The organism is Pleomorphomonas sp. PLEO, from assembly GCF_041320595.1.
Lineage (GTDB): Bacteria > Pseudomonadota > Alphaproteobacteria > Rhizobiales > Pleomorphomonadaceae > Pleomorphomonas.
This window is the reverse complement of record NZ_CP166625.1, coordinates 1,603,112-1,620,411: the sequence shown is the minus strand read 5'-3', so window position 1 is coordinate 1,620,411 and position 17,300 is coordinate 1,603,112. Positions and strand designations below refer to the sequence as shown.

Sequence of the window (17,300 nt, the reverse complement as noted above, 5' to 3'; positions counted from 1 at the left end):
GAGGATATGGATTCCCGCATCCGAGAAATATTTATTGTCACAATCATATATCCACTCTTCAGCTTGGTTCTCAACTTTCAAAGCCAAGACCTGTCGCCGGCTTGCCGGTCATGATACGACGCTCCGCGCATCTCCCATACTCCCTCCAGTATATTGACACACTCTGTCCAGTATGCGTATTGCCACTTAGGAGCGCGCGAATGCCATACTCGGCTGAAGACAAAAAGAAGGCCACGACACGTCTCAGACGCATCAAGGGACAGGTCGAAGCATTGGAAAGAGCAGTGCAGGCAGGCACCGAATGTCGCCTTCTCCTCCAGCAGATTGCCGCCATGCGCGGCGCGGCGGGCGGGTTGATGGCCGAAGTGCTGGAGATCCATCTCCGTGAAACGATGAGCCACCCAGCGCCCGCGAAGACACCATCGGTCGGAGACGATCAGATGGACGACATCATGAAAATCCTGCGCGCCTATTTGAAATAGGCACGCTCCCCTGAAGGAGAGGCCTTGTGAAAAGCAGAGCAGCCGTTGCCTGGGAGGCAAACAAGCCCCTGACCATCGAAACGATCGAGATCAGTGGGCCGAAGGCAGGCGAGGTTCTCGTCGAAATCATGGCTACAGGCGTCTGCCATACCGACGCCTACACGCTGTCAGGCCTCGACTCCGAAGGCAAGTTCCCAGCGATCCTCGGTCATGAAGGCGCGGGAATCGTGCGTGAAGTCGGCGCGGGCGTCACCTCGCTCAAGGTTGGTGATCACGTCATCCCGCTCTACACTCCGGAATGTCGCGCGTGCAAAACCTGCCTTTCCCAGCGTTCCAACCTCTGCACGGCCATCCGCTCGACGCAGGGGCAAGGTCTGATGCCGGACAGCACGACCCGTTTCTCCTGTGATGGCGGCGATATCTTCCATTACATGGGGTGCTCGACGTTTTCGAACTTCACGGTTCTGCCGGAAATCGCATTGGCGAAGATCCGTGAAGACGCGCCGTTCGACAAGATCTGTTATATCGGCTGCGGTGTCACGACGGGGATCGGCGCCGTCATCTATACGGCCAAGGTGCGTCCCGGTTCGAAGGTCGTGGTGTTTGGTCTCGGCGGTATCGGCCTCAACGTCGTCCAGGGCGCCCGTATGGTCGGCGCCGATCAGATCATCGGCGTTGATCTCAACCCGAACAAGGCGCCGATGGCCCGGAAGTTCGGTATGACCGACTTTATAAATCCAGCGGAGATCGGCAGCGACAAAGTCGTGCAAGCCATCCAGGAGCTGACCGACGGCGGCGCCGACTACACATTTGACGCGACCGGCAACGTCAACGTTATGCGTCAGGCGCTGGAAGCGGCGCATCGCGGTTGGGGTGAATCGATCATCATCGGCGTGGCCGAGGCAGGCAAGGAGATTTCCACGCGCCCATTCCAGCTGGTTACCGGCCGCGTCTGGAAGGGCTCGGCCTTCGGTGGCGCCCGTGGGCGTACTGACGTACCGAAGATCGTCGACTGGTACATGGACGGCAAGATCAACATCGATGATCTGATCACCCATAAAATGCCGCTTGAAGAGATCAACACCGCTTTCGATCTCATGCATGAAGGCAAGTCGATCCGTTCGGTCATCGAATACTGATCACTCGTCGCATGCGTTTGCATGCGGGCATCCACTGTTCCATCGGCAACCGCGGATGCCCAAGCGCTCTCCCAGTCCATCGACTCTCGCCCATTCGACAGGTCAGCAATGAAACAAATCTCGGTCAGCAAGTCCTTTGGCGGCTCCCAATATGTGTTCTCGCATGCCTCCGAGGCCTGCCGCTGCGACATGACATTCGCGGTCTTCATGCCGCCGCGGGCTCAAGTCGCGAAAGTACCGATGTTATGGTACCTGTCGGGTCTCACCTGCACCCATCAGAACGTCATGGACAAAGGCGAATATCGCCGGGCCGCCGCCGACCTCGGCGTCGCAATCATCTGCCCCGACACCAGTCCTCGCGGCGATGACATTCCCGACGAACCCGACAATTGGCAGTTTGGGAAAGGCGCTGGCTTCTATCTCGACGCCACCGTAGAGCCTTTCGCCCAAAACTACAGAATGCAGACTTACATCATGGAGGAACTGCCGCGGCTTCTGGATGGCGCCGGTCTTGCCATCGATAACAAGCGGCAGGGCATTTTCGGACATTCGATGGGGGGGCATGGAGCCATCACGCTTGCCCTGAAGACTCCAGAACGCTTCACCTCCGTCTCGGCATTCGCCCCGATTTGTCAGCCATCGACCGCGGACTGGTCACAGCCAGCTTTTCAAAAGTACCTCGGCGACAATCCCGCCGCATGGCGAGCCCACGACATGACCTTGCTGATCGAGGACGGATATCGGGTAAAGGAGCTGCTGGTCGATCAGGGAACGGCCGACCCGTTCCTGGAAACTGGACTAAGGCCCGAGCTCCTCAAAAATGCCTGTCAGAAGGCAGGCATCGATTTGACGCTCAATATGCGTGATGGCTACGACCATTCGTATCTGTTCATCTCGACGTTCATGGCTGACCATATTCGTTGGCACGCCGAGCGGCTTCAATGAAGGGCAAACCCCGGTGCGTCGCCCTCGGCCTGTGGTACGACAGGGTGACCGACCCCAAGATCAAGTCGCTCAGCCAACTCCGCTCCATCGAACCAGCCCACGCCAGCGTCCACCAGGAAGCGGTGGCCACGCTGAAACTGTTCGAAGCCGGCCGCCACAAGGACGCCCTCGGCCATCTCGCTGAGCTCAACGAGGCGGGGGATGAGGTGTTCCGGAGGCTGGGGGATCTGGGGAAGACGGCGTTTGCGTGTGAGTGAGGGGGAGGCGACATCCGCCACTCTGCGCCTACCTTGTAAAGCCCGCAGCCGTCGAGCGGATAGCCGCGCCGCAAGGGCCGCCTGAAAAGAACGCTATGCGCCCCGGCTTAGCTTCGGCTACGGCTCTGGATAGTCCTGCCGACTCCGCCACCGCCGGCAGCCCGCGAGCCGCAGGCACCATTCAGTGGGGGCGGCGCTACGACCACAACTGGTTCGTCGACCGGGCGAATAGCATCCCTCCATCATCCTCACCAACACCGCCATCGAAGGCATGGTCGCCCCCCCCTTGACGATCGAGGTGCGCGATGCGGTGATGGGGCTGTGGGGGCTCCTTGCGGGGCCGAGGGATTTTTAATCCGCCTCTGCGGCGCCGAACTTCACTATCAGAATAGTTCGGAAACCTCTGCCTGAATTCTTCCGTTAAAAGCGAGCTGATCTTCCAGCCTAATCAACCAGATCGCAGATGTATCAGGCCTAAAATTCTTCACCCGGAAAGTTGGCTTTCTCAACTCTACAGGCTTATCGTAAATCGATGATTGACCTACCACATTTTGACAAATATATACTTTAAATACCCGATCAGAAGGAGAGAAATCAATTGGAAAATTAAATGTCAGACTCACAACATCCTCAGAAAAACTAAGATCATTAATATAAAATGCTCTCGATAAAAATAACGTTCCACGAGACCTCTCCACGAATCTCTTATATGGACAAAATATTCCATCCCTCTCAAGTAAATATTCAAACGTACGCATGTCCGATTGAGTACGGAATACAATCGCCTTGAGATGAGGGAAAAGTGGAACCTTTCTTTCGACACCCACTTCCGACATACGCATATTCAGTATGTATTCTTTATTTCCGGAATTTGTAGGTGAGTCATGATAAATTGCAGTGAAATCAAGCTCACCAAAAGCGGTGTCCCCATCCAGAAATGAACGAGATTTTTGAACGTTCCCACTACTGAATTTTGCCCCAGGCAAAGTAATAACGGAAACCAAGTCGAAAACAAACATAACGGGTATGGACATATGGTTAGCCAAGCGCCATTGGTCTGCAATACACTTTATGCCTTCAGTTCTGAAATGAAACGGGTTTTTCGGACGGAAATACAAGCGAGCACACGAATGGGAGCCATCGAAAATATTAAGAGCCCCTCCATTCGCCACATCGAGAAAGCCAGAAGCGTCATTGCGACACTTTAACTCACCATGGCGGACTACGTTAATTGCCGTGGTTACGTCACATGCATGATATAAAAACTGTGGCCATCCAGCACGATTGCTGCCCTTCAAGCGTGCCGTTTGGTCGCTGACATGCTTTCGAGCTCGAGCTAGAGTGATAGGCACGCCTGCTCCCCAGATCCTGAAGACACAGCATCCATCTGTGCCCCACTCTTTCGGTCATCACGACTAATATATAATGCGTGCCCTTGGCTTCCCTCTAGCCAGCCTGGCTTACTAATCTCCGCGACCTTTACATAAGGTAAGGAAGCAAGAATAGGAAAGAGATAAGATTTTAACTTCTTAGAAGGTTCATCCGCGAACTGATCCGCCGTAAGCATGCCATTCTGTAAAGCTGACCAAGCCGCCTCTATCAACTCACGATCTATAATTTCGCTGCGACCAGTTGATCTTTCGATTATAATATTTCCGTCTTCCACCCAGCGAGCAACAAACTCAGATGTGTTTCTCAAAGTGGAGAAGTTTCTGCTACGTTCAATCCTAAACATAATATCATGCGTAAACTCATTAAAACTAATCGGAACACGCTTTTCTTCAGGAAGCTGATGCTCGGCAATAAATGTTTGAGGAACTTGTCGATCGTGCACATAAACGGGTATTTCGATCCTAGCCAAATAACGCTCCATTAGAGGCCGTACATCGCGCCAGTCTAAGTTACCATTACCACAACCTAAAGGAGGAAAGGATACCGATGCGATACCCATCGCCTTGTAGGAGCGTTGAAAGACCTCTAGTCCAGCTTCAATATATTCAAGCTTAGAAGGCTGGCGCCAAGTTGTTTTGGTGGGAAAATTTAGAACCCAATGATCTGAGGCGCGCCAGAGATGGAGCTTCCCAATGTCCAACGAATGGCTATCGCAGAGCTTCTTATAAGCCCTGAACATATCTGGATAACGCTCTTTAAACTCAAGTGCGATGCCTTTTCCCATAACTCCTACGACGTTGACCGTGTTGACCAACGTTTGAGCTGGAGAATCAAAAAGGCTGGTTCGAACATATGTCAACAAGGAGCACCTGCGTTCTCTTTTCGTTCTAATATATCACATTAATATAATCAAGTCTCGAATATCGGTTGGATGGGCACAGAGTCTCAGACATGACAGTCTCCATGCACTCACATTCCGGCCAGCTATCGTCTCACGGGATTAACGAAGAGGTCAATCCGAGAGTGACAAACTCATCGCTTTTGCCCCCCCTCGGCCTCACAAACACACTCGTCGTTATGTTCCTCTCCACCCTTCCCACGAACTCATCCCTTGCAAACCTACCAATCCCCCCAGCACCGCCTCACTATCCTCCCGTGTGGTGAGGTTGGAGTACGTCGCTAGAGGGCCACCGTCTGATCGACGGTTAGCACCATTTGCCACGGCACAATCCTCTGCTCCACGACATCAAAGGCGCCGCAGCGCTTGAGGGCGGTACTTCGGACTTCCGCGTCGAGGCCGAAGGGGATACCGCGTTCGCCGTCCGGAGGGATGTCGAAGCCGGAGAGCAAGTCGCTCGTTGCGTCATGGAACGGATCGGGGCGGAGCAGCCGCGCCACCTTCTGGAGCGTCGCGTCTTCGTCGAGCCAATGGAAGGCGGCGGCGCAGATGCCGAGGTCGAAGGCGCCCTCTTCCAGCGCCGCTTCCTCGAGCGCGAGCGACCACCACATCGAGCGCCGGGCCGGGGTTGGCCGCCCGCAGGAAGGCGGCAAGCCGCGCACCCGGTTCGATGGCCATGAGCGGATCAGCGCCGAGCGCCAGCAGCCGGCGCGTCGCCGTGCCGGTGCCGATCTCGAACACCTTGGCGCCGGGGCCGAGGCCGCAGCGCGCGGGGAGCAGGCCATAGAGCCTATCGGGATAGTCCGGCCGAGCGGCGAGGTAGGCGGCAGGATTCAGCCCGAAGGCCTTCCGGCCGAAGCTCATTTCGATGGTGGCCACGATCTTCCTCCCACCGTCTTGCAGGCCGTGCGAGTCCGATATCTATAGCACCATTCCGGCAGATCCCCTCGACACCTCCCCCCTCATGAATTATCTATAATTCATGAGCACCGCCAAATCAGAGCCCATCTCCGCGCGGATCAGCAAGACGCTGGCCGAGCGGATCATTTCCGGCGCCATTGAGGCCGGTAGCCGCCTTCGGCAGGACCATGTGGCCGAGGAATTCGGGGCCAGCCATGTGCCGGTTCGCGAAGCATTTCGCCTGTTGGAGTCGCAGGGGCTGGTGGTGAGCGAGCCGCGCCGGGGTGTGCGGGTGGCCGGCTTCAGCCGCGAGGAGGTACGCGAGGTGTCGGAAATGCGGGCGTCGCTGGAGGCGCTGGCGCTGCGTAACGCCTTCCCGCATATGACGAAAGCCATTCTCGATCAGGCTGAGGACGCCAACCGGGCTGGCGATCGGGCGCGCGACGTCTACGCCTGGGAAGAGGCCAACCGCGCGTTCCACCGCATCATCCTGACGCCCTGCGGCATGCCGCGTCTCCTAAAGGCGATCGACGACTTGCAGACCGCCAGCGCTCGCTTCCTGTTCTCCGGCTGGCGGGCCGAATGGGAAGCCCCCACCGACCGCGATCATCGCGCCATCCTTGATGCGCTCAGGGCCGGACAGGCCGACACAGCCGCCGCCGTGCTGGCTCGGCACGTGCGGACGGTGGGTCGCAAAGAGCCGAAATAGTCAGCCTTACCAGCTTCTTAGCTTAACTCTGAATGATGCCGCGTGCTTGGCTCTTGCCAAGCGCGTCGTTCTGTGGACTCCTTTAGCGATAGATTCTTGAAATTATCTATAATTTCGGAAAAGGAGACGCAGCATGAGCAACGCATCCGAATGGTCGACCGGAAGCCGCCTGTCGCAGACGGCCCGCGTGGCACTGATCATCGTCGGTGGCACGGCGCTGATGACGCTGGCCGCCAAGGTTCAGATCCCCTTCTGGCCGGTGCCGATGACGCTGCATACGCTCGCGGTGATGCTGTTCGCCGTCACCCTCGGCCCGCGCCTCGCGCTGTCGATCTTCGTGGCCTACCTCGCAGCGGGGGCCGCCGGCCTGCCGGTGTTCTCCGGCTCGCCCGAACGCGGCATCGGCCTTGCCTACATGGCCGGCCCCACCGGCGGCTATCTCGCCGGCTACCTCGTCGCCACCGGACTGGTGGGCACGCTGGCCGCCGGTCGGGGCATCGTGGGCCGCCTGCTCGCCATGCTGGCCGGCCTCGTGCCGATCTACGCGCTCGGCCTTGCCTGGCTCGCGCTCTACGTGCCGGCCGACAAGCTGATCGCGCTGGGCCTCGCGCCATTCATCCTCGGCGATATCGTCAAGGTGGCGCTGGTGGCGGCCGGATGCACGGCCGTGCCGGCCACGCTCGCCCGCTTCAAGGGGCCGGCCGCGTGAGCGCCGCCGACGGAACCATCCGGCAGGACTGGACGGTGGACGAGATCGCCGCCCTCCACGACCTGCCGCTGCTCGAGCTGATCGGCCGCGCCAACGCCGTTCACCGCGCCCATCACGATCCCAACCGGGTGCGGAAGGCCAGCCTGCTCTCCATCAAGACCGGCGGCTGCCCCGAGAACTGCGCCTATTGCCCGCAGTCGGCCCACCACCGCGAGGTGGCGCTGACCAAGGACCGGCTGATGGACCCGGCCAAGGTGATCGCGCTGGCCGAAACCGCCCGCGATGCCGGCGCCGAGCGCTTCTGCATGGGCGCCGCCTGGCGCGAGGTGCGCGACGGCGCCGAGTTCGACGCCGTCATCGACATGGTCCGGGGCGTTCGCGCCCTCGGCATGGAGGCCTGCGTCACCTTGGGCATGCTGAAGCCGCACCAGGCCGAGCGCCTCGCGGCGGCCGGCCTCACCGCCTACAACCACAACCTCGACACCAGCCCCGAGTTCTACGGCCGGATCATCACCACCCGCACCTATCAAGACCGGCTGGATACCTTGGCTCTGGTGCGCTCCTTCGGCGTCGATCTCTGCTGCGGCGGCATCATCGGCATGGGCGAGACGGTGCGCGACCGCGCCTCCATGCTGCGGGTGCTGGCCGGCATGGATCCGCACCCGGAAAGCGTGCCGATCAACGCGCTGGTGCCGGTCAAGGGCACACCGCTGGCCGACCGTCCCACGGTCGATCCGCTCGATCTGGTGCGCATGGTGGCCACCGCCCGCCTGGTACTGCCGGGCTCCACGGTGCGCCTGTCGGCCGGCCGCTCGGCGCTCAACCGCGAGGCGCAGATCCTCTGTCTGGTGGCCGGCGCCAACTCGGTGTTCTACGGCGACAAGCTGCTCACCACGCCCAACGCCGAGATCGGCGAGGACGCCGACCTGTTCGCCGCCATCGGCGATCGCGCTTGCCCGCTGAAGGAGTCGGGGGCCGTCGGCCAGATGGCCGGGGCGAGCGCCGAGACCTGTCACTGTCCTCACTGACTGCCTTCACCCCGGCATTGCCCGGAACGCCCCGGCGATGCGGCTCAGCGCCGAGGCCGCCCGTGCGCCCGTGACGTTGGAGTGCATCACCGCGTCGCGTTGGGGCAGCGGCGGCAGGCCGAGTTTGTCGCCCATGTCGACGACGCCGTTCGGCGCGGCGCGGTGGGCGAGCAGGGCCACCGCGAGGCCGGCTTCGGCGGCGGCGCCGACGGCCGTGGCCCCGGTGCCGACGAAGGCTTCCTGCCAGGGGATGCCGGCGGCCGCGAGCGCCCGGAGCGCCATGGCCCGCAGGCTGCACGGCTCGGGCTGGATGGCGAGCGGCACCGGCGCGCCGAGCGGTGAGGCGAAATCCGGCGCCGCGAACCAGCCGAAGCTCTCGGTCAGCAGCACCTCGCCGCCCCGCCGGCTCTCGTCGTGGCGCAGCACGATGACGGCGTCGAGCGCGCCGGCATCGTAGAGGTCGAGCAGAGCCCGCGTGCCGGCGGTGCGCAGATGCAGCGTCACGCCGGCCTCCCGCTCGCTGACCACGCGCAACAGGCGCGGCAGATCGGGGCCGACGAGGTGGTGGGTGATGCCGATGGCAAGCCGGCTCGGCCCTTCGGCGAACGCCTCGGCCGCCCGCCGCCCGGCGGAGACGAACTCGCGCGCCGGGCCGACGAAACGCTCGCCGGCGGCGGTCAGCCGCACGTGGCGCGGCGTCCGCTCCAGAAGGCGCTGGCCCAGCAGGTCTTCCAGCCGACGCAGGCGCAGCGAAACGGCCGCCTGCGTGGTGTTGAGCAGGCCGGCCGCCCGGGTGAACGACTGAAGTTCGGCAACGAGAAGGAAGGCTTCCACCGCCTCGGGATCAAGCAAGCGCATGGCCATCATAACAAACGCTAATCATTGAAACATGCAAGAGGCAGTTTCTGTTGGGTGTCGGGCGGTGTCTATGGACGGAAAACCAACCGGAACACCCCCATGGCCTCCTCGCACACCTCTGCCCTGCCACCCGTCGCGACCTCCATCGATCCCCACGTCTGGACGGTTCTGGCGGTGGCCGTTGGCACGCAGACCGCCGGCTCCTTCGTGTCGCAAGGCATCTACATTCTGGTGCCCTTCTGGCGCGACGCCCTCGGCGTGTCGCTCGCCTCGGCCTCGCTGGCCGTCACCGTGATGAACGGCGTGCAGATCGCCACCATGTTCATGCTCGGCCGCGCCATCGACCTTTACGGCGAGCGCAAAGTGGTGGGCCTTGCCATGCTGGGCATGGCGCTGGCCATGGCCGGCGCCGCCAGTCTGGCCAACGGCCTGCCGGCGCTGCTGCTGGCCATGGCCTTCCTCGGTGGCACCTACGCGGCGGTGCAGCCCGGCGGCACACGGGCCATCATGCGCTGGTTTCCGCCCCGCCATCGCGGCATCGCCACCGGCTTCCGGCAGGCCGCCGTGCCCTTCGGCACCATGATCGCGGCGGCGGTGCTGCCCTATCTGGCGCTCCACCACGGCTGGCACGCGGCGGTGTGGGTGGGCGCGGCGGTGTCGGTGCTGGGCGCGGCGCTGTTCTGGGGATTGTATCGCGAGGGCGACGAGGTGCTGAGCAAGGCCGAGCGGCCGCTACCGCTCCGCGACCTGATCCGCGCCGTCGGCGCCAACCGGGATTTCTGGCCGGTGCTGCGGCTCGGCATTGCCATGTCGGCCTTCCAGTTCACGCTGACCGCCCATGTGATCGGCTTTCTGGCCGATGGCCTCGGCCTGGGGCTTATGGCCGCCGCCTCGCTGTTCGCCGCCACGGAACTCGCCGGCATCCCCGGGCGCGTGCTGCTGCCCTGGCTGAGCGACCGCTTCCGGCCGGGCCGGCGCGTCCAGTCGTTCGGCATCGTATCGCTGATAGCGGCCGGCGCCGCGCTCGCCCTCGCCCTGCTGCCGGCCGGCCTACCGCTGCCGGTCGTCGCCATCGTGCTGGCGGTGCTCGGCTGGTTCGGCATCGGCTGGTTCCCGATCTACCTGCTGCAGATCGCCGAGAGCGCGCCCAAGGGCTCCATCGCCTCCACCGTCGCCTTCGCCTCCACCATCTGTCTGGCGGTGATGGCGCTCGGCCCCTACCTGTTCGGGCTGATCGTCGATCATGTCGGCTACACCGCCGCCTGGGCGGCGCTGATCCTGCCGGTGGTGGCGCTGGCGCTGCCACTGTTGCGGGGGCGAGTGGCGGGGTGAGGTCTGCCTAAAGGACGGCGATCAGCCGCCAGCTCTTCCCTTCGGAGAAACGGCCAAACCCAGAAACACCAACATTGCCTGATTGAGGCGCACGATGTCCTCATCATCAAGTCGTCCGATCCGATCGCCGAGCTTGGACTTCGGAACGGTGTTGATCTTGTCGACCATCAGGCGAGAGGCAAGGTGCAAGCCGTTACGCTCGCTGGCCTCCACAGGCAAACGAAACAGAGGCGCCTTGGTGGCGTTCGAGGTGAACGCGCAAACGGTGATCGAGTCCATTCCGTCGAAGCTGTCATCCTGGACGATCACCACAGGGCGCGGCTTGCCAGCGTAATCCTTGCCACCCGAAACGGTCCAGATGTCACCCCGCCTCATTCATCGCCCCAGTCGCTCACGGCATCGATAAACGCCTGGTCCTCCGCTGCCTCGGCGCTCGCGGCGACAGCGAGCGATTGGCGGTGTGCCTCAGCCTTGAACGACGGCGCGCGCACATCCGGCACCCAGATCTGGATGGGACGCAGCCCTTGGGCGCGCAGACGGGCGCGGTGCTCGCTGACCTTCACGCGCGACGACTTGGGGCTAGATAGAGAGGACATGCTTCCTCCTTCAATACGGGTTACATGTAACCTATCACAGATACGTGGACTTTGCCAATAACGGCCCGTGCGGCCCGGTGAAAGCCGACCTCAAGACCTAATGGCCCCTCGATCCGGCCCGCCGATAGGCGCTCGGCGTCATGCCCGTCACCCTGAGGAACTCGCGGTTGAAGTTGGACTTGGTGCCGAAGCCGGCCTCCAGCATCACCACGGTCACCGTATCGTCGGTCTCTTTCAGCCGCCGCTGCGCGTCGCGCACCCGATACTCGTTGACCACCTGCGACACATTGCGGCCATGGATGCGGTTGAGCGCCGCCGAGATCTGCCGGGCGGGAATGCCGGCGCGGCGGGCGAGGCGCTCCAGCGTCAGGTCGGGGTCGCGGTAAAGCTGCTTTTCCGCCATCAGCGCTTCGATGCGCCCGACCACGGCGGCATCCGCCTCGGCGGTGTCGTCATCGGGAGGAGCGGCCGAGAGGGCGGCCTCCTCGGCCGTTCTCCTCTCGCCTCCAACGTCCGCTTCCACCTCTGGTTCGGGGCGACTGTCGCCGGCCACGGTGGCGGCATAGCCGGCAACACCCAGCCACAGCAGCTTGGCGGCCACCAGCAGCGTTCGCGCCCTGTCGCCATTGCCGAGGAACAGGTCGACCGAGATCGCCGCGTCGCCGACGGCGGTGACGATGAGCAGCGCGGCAATGGCGAGAAGCGCCCGATAGGCCGTTCGCTCGTCACTGAAGCGCACGGCGGAGAGCGCGCTCGGCCCGTGCCGCGCCACGGCGAGAAGCGCCACGCCGTAGCCGATGCAGATCACGAACAGCGCAGGATCGATCGCCTCGCCCCGGAAGGCGACCAGCAGCGCGATCAACCCCGCCGGCAGCAGGTGCGGCCACAACGGCCGTGCCCGCGCATGGTGGCGCAGCCGGTCGAAGGCCACAAAGGACAGGGCCGGCAACAGCGCGGCGAGAACCGGCTGGATCATCCGCGCTGGCCGCCAGCCCATGTCCCAGTTCAGCCCGGACACGGTGGCCTGCACGGCGAACACCGCGACCAGCAGCGGAAACAGGCCGAACTTCTCCGCTCCGTGCCGGATCATCCGCACGAGAATGAGGCAGAGGATGAACGAGACGACGAACGACAAGGGGATCGACAGCATGGCTTTTCCTAGCACGTCCGATGTCGTTTCGTCGCGCCGCGCTTCGCTCCGTTTGTGCCACATCCACGATCGCGTTCAAGGCCGTCCTCAATCGCGTTCGAGGTCGCGGCGCGGGCGCCTTGCCGGCAAATCCATCAGGTCCCCTCGATGGAGCCCCGCCATGACCGCCAGACTGACCACCCTCCTCCTCTTGCTCACCGCCCTGCCCGCCAGTGCCGAGAGCGGCGATGAGCAGCGCCTCGACCTCACCGGCATCACCACCATCTCGATCACCGGCGACGCCAGCTCCATTGCCCTCACCACGGCGGACGCGCCTTTTGAGGCCACGCTGGGCGGCCGACGCTCCGGCTGGTTCGCCAACTGGTATTCGGCGTTCTTCGCCAGCGATTGCCGCTCGGCCGGCCGGATGCGCGTCGAGGGCGGCACGCTTCACGTCGACGTCGGTGCCCCCTGGCCGGACACGTCCGACTGCGTCGTTGCGCTCAAGGCCAACCTGCCCAAGGCGAGCACGGTGACCATCCAGCAGGCGGCGGCGCAAGTCAGCCTCGACGGTGATTTCTCGGCCGTCTCGCTCGACAGCAAGGCCGCCGACATCAGCTTCAGGGGCCATGCCAGCTCGCTGCTTCTGAAGGGCGATGCGCTCCGTTCCAACCTCACCTTCGACAAGGTGGACAACACCGAAACCATCGCCCTCGATGCTCGGGCGCTCGACGTCACCCTCGGCTTCGTGGCCGGCACCAAGGTGAGCTACAAGGTGGAGGCGGGCGCGGCGCTGGTCGACAGCGTCCTGCCCAACACCCTTGGCGCCAAGCCGGCCATCGACATCAAGGCCAGCTTCCTGCGCGCCCATATCGAGTGAGCCTCACTTGGCTCTGGGCTTCAGCAACTCATCGAAGCCCACCCGGCGCAGCATCTCCTCGCGCAGGCGATCGGTGACGGCGAAGCCGACATCAGCGCCATCGCGGCTCGGGTCGATGTGGACGCGGAAGGGCCGCGCGCCAAACGGCTGGCCCACCACATCAACGATGGCATCCGCCACCAGCGAGGCGTCGGCGTCCTCCGGCACGATCGCCGCGAAGGCATCGCGGATGCGGTCACCCCAGCCGGCATAGGGGCCGGCTTCGTAATCGGCGGCGACAGCGGCATCGGCGGGCGCGCCGGCATGGGCGAAGTGGTTGGTGCCGGAGGTGAAGGCGCCCGGCACGATGATCGAGGTCTCGATCCCCCACAGCGCCAGCTCGCGAGCATATTGCACGGCAATGGCGTCCATCGCCGCCTTGGCGCCGAAGTAAGGCGCAAGCCACGGCGGCGTGCCCCCGGCCACACTGCTCGACGATACCCAGACGACGAGCCCGTCGCGGCGTGCCCGCATGTGCGGCAGCACGGCGCGATTGACCCGCTGGGTGCTCACCACGTTGATGTCGTAGAGCAAAGCATACTGCTCGGGCGTGAAGGCCTCGGCTGGGCCATAGGCCATGTGGCCGGCATTGTGGATCAGCACGTCGATCCGGCCGCTTTCGGCAATGACGCGCGCCACGGCGGCATCCACCGACGCCTGCGACTGAACGTCGAGCTCGACGCTCCTGAGATCGACGCCGGCCTCATCTGCCAGCTTGGCCAACGCCGCCACGTTCCCAGCGTTCCGCCCGCCGATATCGCGCATCGACGCCCATACGGTGTGCCCGGCGCGAGCCAGCGCCTCAACAGTGAGCCGACCGAACCCGCTCGACGCACCGGTAACAAGAATGACTTTGGACATGATTTTCTCTTTTCAGTGAATGGTTTGGCTCAGAGCGCAGAAACCGTTTCGGAAATTCGCTCCGGTGAGTCGGCTGGCGTGGCTGTCGAGAACCGGAGCGGAGCGGACTTTCTGTCCGTGAGCACCGGAAGCGCAGAAAGTCGCGTCAGACGGCCGCCGGAGTAGAATTTCAAAACGGTTTCTCAGAGCATGCCGCCGTTGGCGCGGATGACTTGGCCATTGATCCAGCCGCCATCGGGGCCAACCAGGAAGGCGACGGCGGCGGCGATATCCTCGGGCGTGCCGAGGCGCTCCAGCGGGTTCATCTTGGCCATGCGGTCGATCAGTTCGTCCGACTTGCCAGTGAGGAACAGGTCGGTGGCCGTCGGCCCTGGCGCCACGGCGTTGACGGTGATCGACCGGCCGCGCAGCTCCTTGGCGAGCACGCCGGTCAGCGCCTCGATGGCCGCCTTGGTGGCGGCATAAACGCCGTAGGTCTCAAGCCGCAGCCCGATCACCGAGGTGGAGAAGTTGACGATACGGCCGCCATCGCCGAGCCGGCGCGCCGCCTCGCGCATGACGTTGAGGCTGCCCTTCAGATTGACGGCGATGGTGGCGTCGATCCCGGCGTCGTCGGCGTCGATAAGGCGCGATAGCTTCATGATGCCGGCGTTGTTGACGGCGACGTCGATCCGCCCGAAAGCCGCCTCGACGGACTCGAACATGCGGGCCACGGCGGCGGCATCGGCGACATCGGCCTGATGGGCGACAGCGCGGCCGCCGCTCTGCTCGATGTCGGTCACCACCGCCTCGGCGGCGGCGGCGTTGCCGGCATAGTTGACGACGATGGTGAAGCCGTCGTGGGCAAGGCGGCGGGCGATCGCCGCGCCGATGCCGCGCGAGGCGCCGGTGACGATGGCGACCTTGGCGGCGGGATGCGTGGTGGTGGTCATGATGTCTGTCCTCTGGGTTGGTTTCGATGGAGAGGACCATGCACCTTCTGATTTGGCGGATAATCATGTATCATTCGTCATCACCATCCGGGAAAGACGAACAATGGATCGCTTCGACGCCATGCGCATCTTCACCCGCGTTGCCGAGCGCCGCTCGTTCACGCTGGCCGCCGAAGATCTGGGCCTGCCGCGCTCGACGGTGACAGACGCGGTGAAAAGCCTGGAGCGGCGGCTGGGCGTGCGCCTGTTGCAGCGCACCACCCGCCACGTGGCGCCAACGCTGGACGGCGAGGCCTATCATCAGCGGTGCCTGGCCATTCTCGCCGATGTCGAGGATGCCGAAGGCGCCTTCGCCGGCTGCAAGCCGCAGGGCCAGTTGCGCATCGACGTGCACGGCACGCTGGCCCGCCGCTTCGTGCTGCCCGGCCTGCCGGGCTTTCTGGAAACCTACCCCGACATCACCTTGCTGATGACCGAGGGTGACCGCCTCGCCGATCTGGTGCGCGAGGGCATCGACTGCGTGCTGAGGGTCGGCGAACCGCGCGACACCGACATGATCGGCCGCCGCGTCGCCCTGCTCGACGAGGTGACGCTGGCCTCACCCGGCTACATCGCCCGCCACGGCCGGCCCGAACGCCTCGCCGATCTTGACGACGGCCACCGCATGGTCGGCTTTCATTCCAGCGCCACCGGCGCCGTACTGCCGCTGGAGTTCCCGGAAGATGGCGAAGTGCGCGCGATAACGCTGCCGCGCGTCATCACCGTCAACGCCGCCGAAAGCTACGTCGCCGCCGCCCGGCTCGGATTGGGGCTGATCCAGGTGCCGCGCTACCACGTGGAGGCGGCGCTCGCCGCCGGCGAGCTGATCGAGATCCTGCCCGACCATCCGCCAAAGCCGACGCCGGTATCGCTGCTCTATCCGCGCACCCGCCAGCTATCGCCACGCGTCCGCGTATTCGCCGACTGGCTGACCGCCGAATTCGCCAGGGCGAGAAGCGGCTAACCCGCCGGCCTTCGCCGCTCCAGCAGCGACAGGGCGAACAGCGCCGACGAGGCAAGGATCGACAGGGCGAAGGCCAGCCACAGGGCGGCGTGCGGCCCCGATGATGTCATGATGGCGGCGAACACCGGCGGCGCGGCGGCGAACGACAGGTTGAGCGGCACCGCCAGCTGGGCCGATGCGCGGGCATAGGCCTGTTTGGGGAAGATTTGCAGCGGCAGCGTGGCGCGGGCGACGGCGGTGGCGCCGCTGGCCATGCCGTAAAGCGTAGCAAACAGCACGGCGCCCAGGAAGCCGCTGGTCAGCAGCAAAACGATGAAGCTCAAGGGAAACAAGGCCGAGGCGGCAAGACCGGTGACAAAGCCCGACCAGCGCTTGCCGCCGACAATGTCGATCATCCGCCCCGCCCATTGGGCGATGCCGATCAAGGCGGCGGCCGTCAGCGCGCTGGCGTGATCGAGGCCGCCGGCCTCGAACAGAATGATGATGGTCAGCGCGAAGCCCCAGGTGAAGAAGCCGTTGGCGGCAAAGCTCAGGGCCAAGAGGACGAAACGAGGCCGGTCGATGGCGGAGGGCTCATCGGTCGAACCGGCTTTCTCCTGTGGCCTTTGGCGCGGCCGGCGGGCGAGCGCCGCCCAATGCAGCGGGGCGCAAACGAGCAGCGTCAGGCCGGCATAGACGAGCGTCGTCGCGCGCCAGCCCCAGGCGGCCTGCATCAGCCCGGTGAGCGGCCAGACGATGGTCGAGGTCAGCCCGCCGGCCAGGATCAGCATGCCGAGCGCCGAGCGTGCCTTTTCGCCGGCGATCTCGGTCACCGCGATCTGCGCCGGCGTCGTCAGCATGCCGGCCCCGGCAAGACCGAGGATAACCCAGGCGAGGCCATAGGATATCGGCCCCGCGGCAAGGCTGATGACCATAAGGCCCGCCGCGCCCATCAGCGACCCCAGCACCATGATCGGCCGTGCGCCGTAGCGCTCGAAGCTGGCGCTCAGCGGCCAGGACGTCAGAGCCATCACCACGAGCATCACCGTCGGCCCGGCCATCACCATGGGCAAGGTGATGCCGAGATCGCCGGCCATCGCCGGCCCGGTGACGGCCGGCAGCCAGAACGTCGCGCCCCAGCCGAGAAGCTGGGTCACCGACAGGGCGGCAACGGCGCGAACGGTGGGCGAGAGGAGCGGCATCAAAACCCGGCATGGCAGAGGCCGGACGTC

Annotated in this window: 20 protein-coding genes; 10 read left to right on the top strand and 10 right to left on the bottom strand. The window is 63.8% G+C overall.

Annotation, left to right across the window (positions count from 1 at the left end; all coding sequences use genetic code 11):
* Positions 1–200: 200 nt before the first annotated feature.
* The 4 genes from AB6N07_RS07300 (at position 201) to AB6N07_RS07285 (ending at position 2,823) form a co-directional block, all read left to right on the top strand.
* Entirely contained in the window at positions 201–482 is a 282-nt protein-coding gene (locus AB6N07_RS07300) for a metal/formaldehyde-sensitive transcriptional repressor (protein ID WP_370677141.1), read from the top strand.
* Positions 483–508: 26 nt separating this feature from the next.
* Entirely contained in the window at positions 509–1,621 is a 1,113-nt protein-coding gene (locus AB6N07_RS07295) for an S-(hydroxymethyl)glutathione dehydrogenase/class III alcohol dehydrogenase (RefSeq protein WP_370677140.1), read from the top strand.
* A gap of 108 nt (positions 1,622–1,729) precedes the next feature.
* Positions 1,730–2,566 carry an S-formylglutathione hydrolase gene (gene fghA, locus AB6N07_RS07290; protein WP_370677139.1) on the top strand — a complete coding sequence of 279 codons (837 nt, stop codon included), beginning with the start codon at positions 1,730–1,732 and terminating at the stop codon, positions 2,564–2,566.
* Positions 2,563–2,823 (top strand): hypothetical protein, encoded by a 261-nt coding sequence (locus AB6N07_RS07285; protein WP_370677138.1) that lies wholly within the window; start codon positions 2,563–2,565, stop codon positions 2,821–2,823. Before fghA ends, AB6N07_RS07285 begins: the two co-directional genes overlap by 4 nt.
* 383 nt (positions 2,824–3,206) lie before the next feature.
* Here the strand turns inward: AB6N07_RS07285 and AB6N07_RS07280 are convergent, their stop codons facing one another.
* From AB6N07_RS07280 to AB6N07_RS07270, 3 genes are all read right to left on the bottom strand, one after another.
* On the bottom strand, positions 3,207–4,175 hold the full coding sequence (locus tag AB6N07_RS07280) for a DarT ssDNA thymidine ADP-ribosyltransferase family protein (protein ID WP_370677137.1): 969 nt from the start codon (positions 4,173–4,175) through the stop codon (positions 3,207–3,209).
* Positions 4,160–5,074, bottom strand: a complete 915-nt coding sequence (locus AB6N07_RS07275; protein WP_370677136.1) for a macro domain-containing protein — start codon at positions 5,072–5,074, stop codon at positions 4,160–4,162. The genes AB6N07_RS07280 and AB6N07_RS07275 overlap by 16 nt, the downstream gene beginning before the upstream one ends.
* Positions 5,075–5,394: 320 nt before the next feature.
* Complete coding sequence (locus tag AB6N07_RS07270; RefSeq protein ID WP_370677135.1) at positions 5,395–5,766, bottom strand: methyltransferase domain-containing protein; 372 nt, start codon at positions 5,764–5,766, stop codon at positions 5,395–5,397.
* A 329-nt stretch (positions 5,767–6,095) separates the two neighbouring features.
* Here AB6N07_RS07270 and AB6N07_RS07265 point away from each other — a divergent pair, with 329 nt between their 5' ends.
* From AB6N07_RS07265 to bioB, 3 genes are all read left to right on the top strand, one after another.
* A complete protein-coding gene (locus tag AB6N07_RS07265) occupies positions 6,096–6,722 on the top strand; it encodes a GntR family transcriptional regulator (protein ID WP_370677134.1) in 627 nt (208 codons plus the stop codon).
* 133 nt (positions 6,723–6,855) lie between these two features.
* A complete protein-coding gene (locus AB6N07_RS07260) occupies positions 6,856–7,431 on the top strand; it encodes a biotin transporter BioY (RefSeq protein WP_370677133.1) in 576 nt (191 codons plus the stop codon).
* Entirely contained in the window at positions 7,428–8,459 is a 1,032-nt protein-coding gene (gene bioB, locus AB6N07_RS07255; protein WP_370677132.1) for a biotin synthase BioB, read from the top strand. The genes AB6N07_RS07260 and bioB overlap by 4 nt, the downstream gene beginning before the upstream one ends.
* A 6-nt stretch (positions 8,460–8,465) precedes the next feature.
* On the opposite strand, the gene AB6N07_RS07250 is transcribed toward bioB, so the two are convergent.
* Positions 8,466–9,326: a LysR family transcriptional regulator gene (locus AB6N07_RS07250; RefSeq protein ID WP_370677131.1), complete on the bottom strand. Its 861-nt coding sequence runs from the start codon at positions 9,324–9,326 to the stop codon at positions 8,466–8,468.
* Between the two features lie 90 nt (positions 9,327–9,416).
* On the opposite strand from AB6N07_RS07250, the gene AB6N07_RS07245 reads away from it, so the two are divergent.
* A complete protein-coding gene (locus AB6N07_RS07245; protein WP_370677130.1) occupies positions 9,417–10,649 on the top strand; it encodes an MFS transporter in 1,233 nt (410 codons plus the stop codon).
* 21 nt (positions 10,650–10,670) lie between these two features.
* On the opposite strand, the gene AB6N07_RS07240 is transcribed toward AB6N07_RS07245, so the two are convergent.
* The 3 genes from AB6N07_RS07240 to AB6N07_RS07230 form a co-directional block, all read right to left on the bottom strand.
* Positions 10,671–11,024, bottom strand: coding sequence for a type II toxin-antitoxin system PemK/MazF family toxin (locus AB6N07_RS07240; protein WP_370677129.1), 354 nt, complete (start codon positions 11,022–11,024; stop codon positions 10,671–10,673).
* Positions 11,021–11,245: an antitoxin MazE family protein gene (locus tag AB6N07_RS07235; RefSeq protein ID WP_370677128.1), complete on the bottom strand. Its 225-nt coding sequence runs from the start codon at positions 11,243–11,245 to the stop codon at positions 11,021–11,023. The genes AB6N07_RS07240 and AB6N07_RS07235 overlap by 4 nt, the downstream gene beginning before the upstream one ends.
* Before the next feature lie 97 nt (positions 11,246–11,342).
* Positions 11,343–12,395, bottom strand: a complete 1,053-nt coding sequence (locus AB6N07_RS07230; protein WP_370677127.1) for a helix-turn-helix domain-containing protein — start codon at positions 12,393–12,395, stop codon at positions 11,343–11,345.
* Between the two features lie 160 nt (positions 12,396–12,555).
* On the opposite strand from AB6N07_RS07230, the gene AB6N07_RS07225 reads away from it, so the two are divergent.
* Positions 12,556–13,254 carry a hypothetical protein gene (locus AB6N07_RS07225; protein ID WP_370677126.1) on the top strand — a complete coding sequence of 233 codons (699 nt, stop codon included), beginning with the start codon at positions 12,556–12,558 and terminating at the stop codon, positions 13,252–13,254.
* 3 nt (positions 13,255–13,257) lie between these two features.
* Here AB6N07_RS07225 and AB6N07_RS07220 read toward each other — a convergent pair whose 3' ends face one another.
* Positions 13,258–14,154 (bottom strand): SDR family oxidoreductase, encoded by an 897-nt coding sequence (locus AB6N07_RS07220; protein WP_370677125.1) that lies wholly within the window; start codon positions 14,152–14,154, stop codon positions 13,258–13,260.
* A 182-nt stretch (positions 14,155–14,336) separates the two neighbouring features.
* Positions 14,337–15,086, bottom strand: coding sequence for an SDR family oxidoreductase (locus AB6N07_RS07215; RefSeq protein WP_370677124.1), 750 nt, complete (start codon positions 15,084–15,086; stop codon positions 14,337–14,339).
* Positions 15,087–15,189: 103 nt separating this feature from the next.
* Here AB6N07_RS07215 and AB6N07_RS07210 point away from each other — a divergent pair, with 103 nt between their 5' ends.
* The gene (locus AB6N07_RS07210; protein WP_370677123.1) at positions 15,190–16,089 is read left to right on the top strand and encodes a LysR family transcriptional regulator; all 900 of its coding nucleotides are present in this window, start codon (positions 15,190–15,192) and stop codon (positions 16,087–16,089) included.
* Here AB6N07_RS07210 and AB6N07_RS07205 read toward each other — a convergent pair.
* On the bottom strand, positions 16,086–17,270 hold the full coding sequence (locus tag AB6N07_RS07205) for an MFS transporter (RefSeq protein ID WP_370677122.1): 1,185 nt from the start codon (positions 17,268–17,270) through the stop codon (positions 16,086–16,088). The genes AB6N07_RS07210 and AB6N07_RS07205 overlap by 4 nt on opposite strands.
* Positions 17,271–17,300 lie beyond the last annotated feature (30 nt).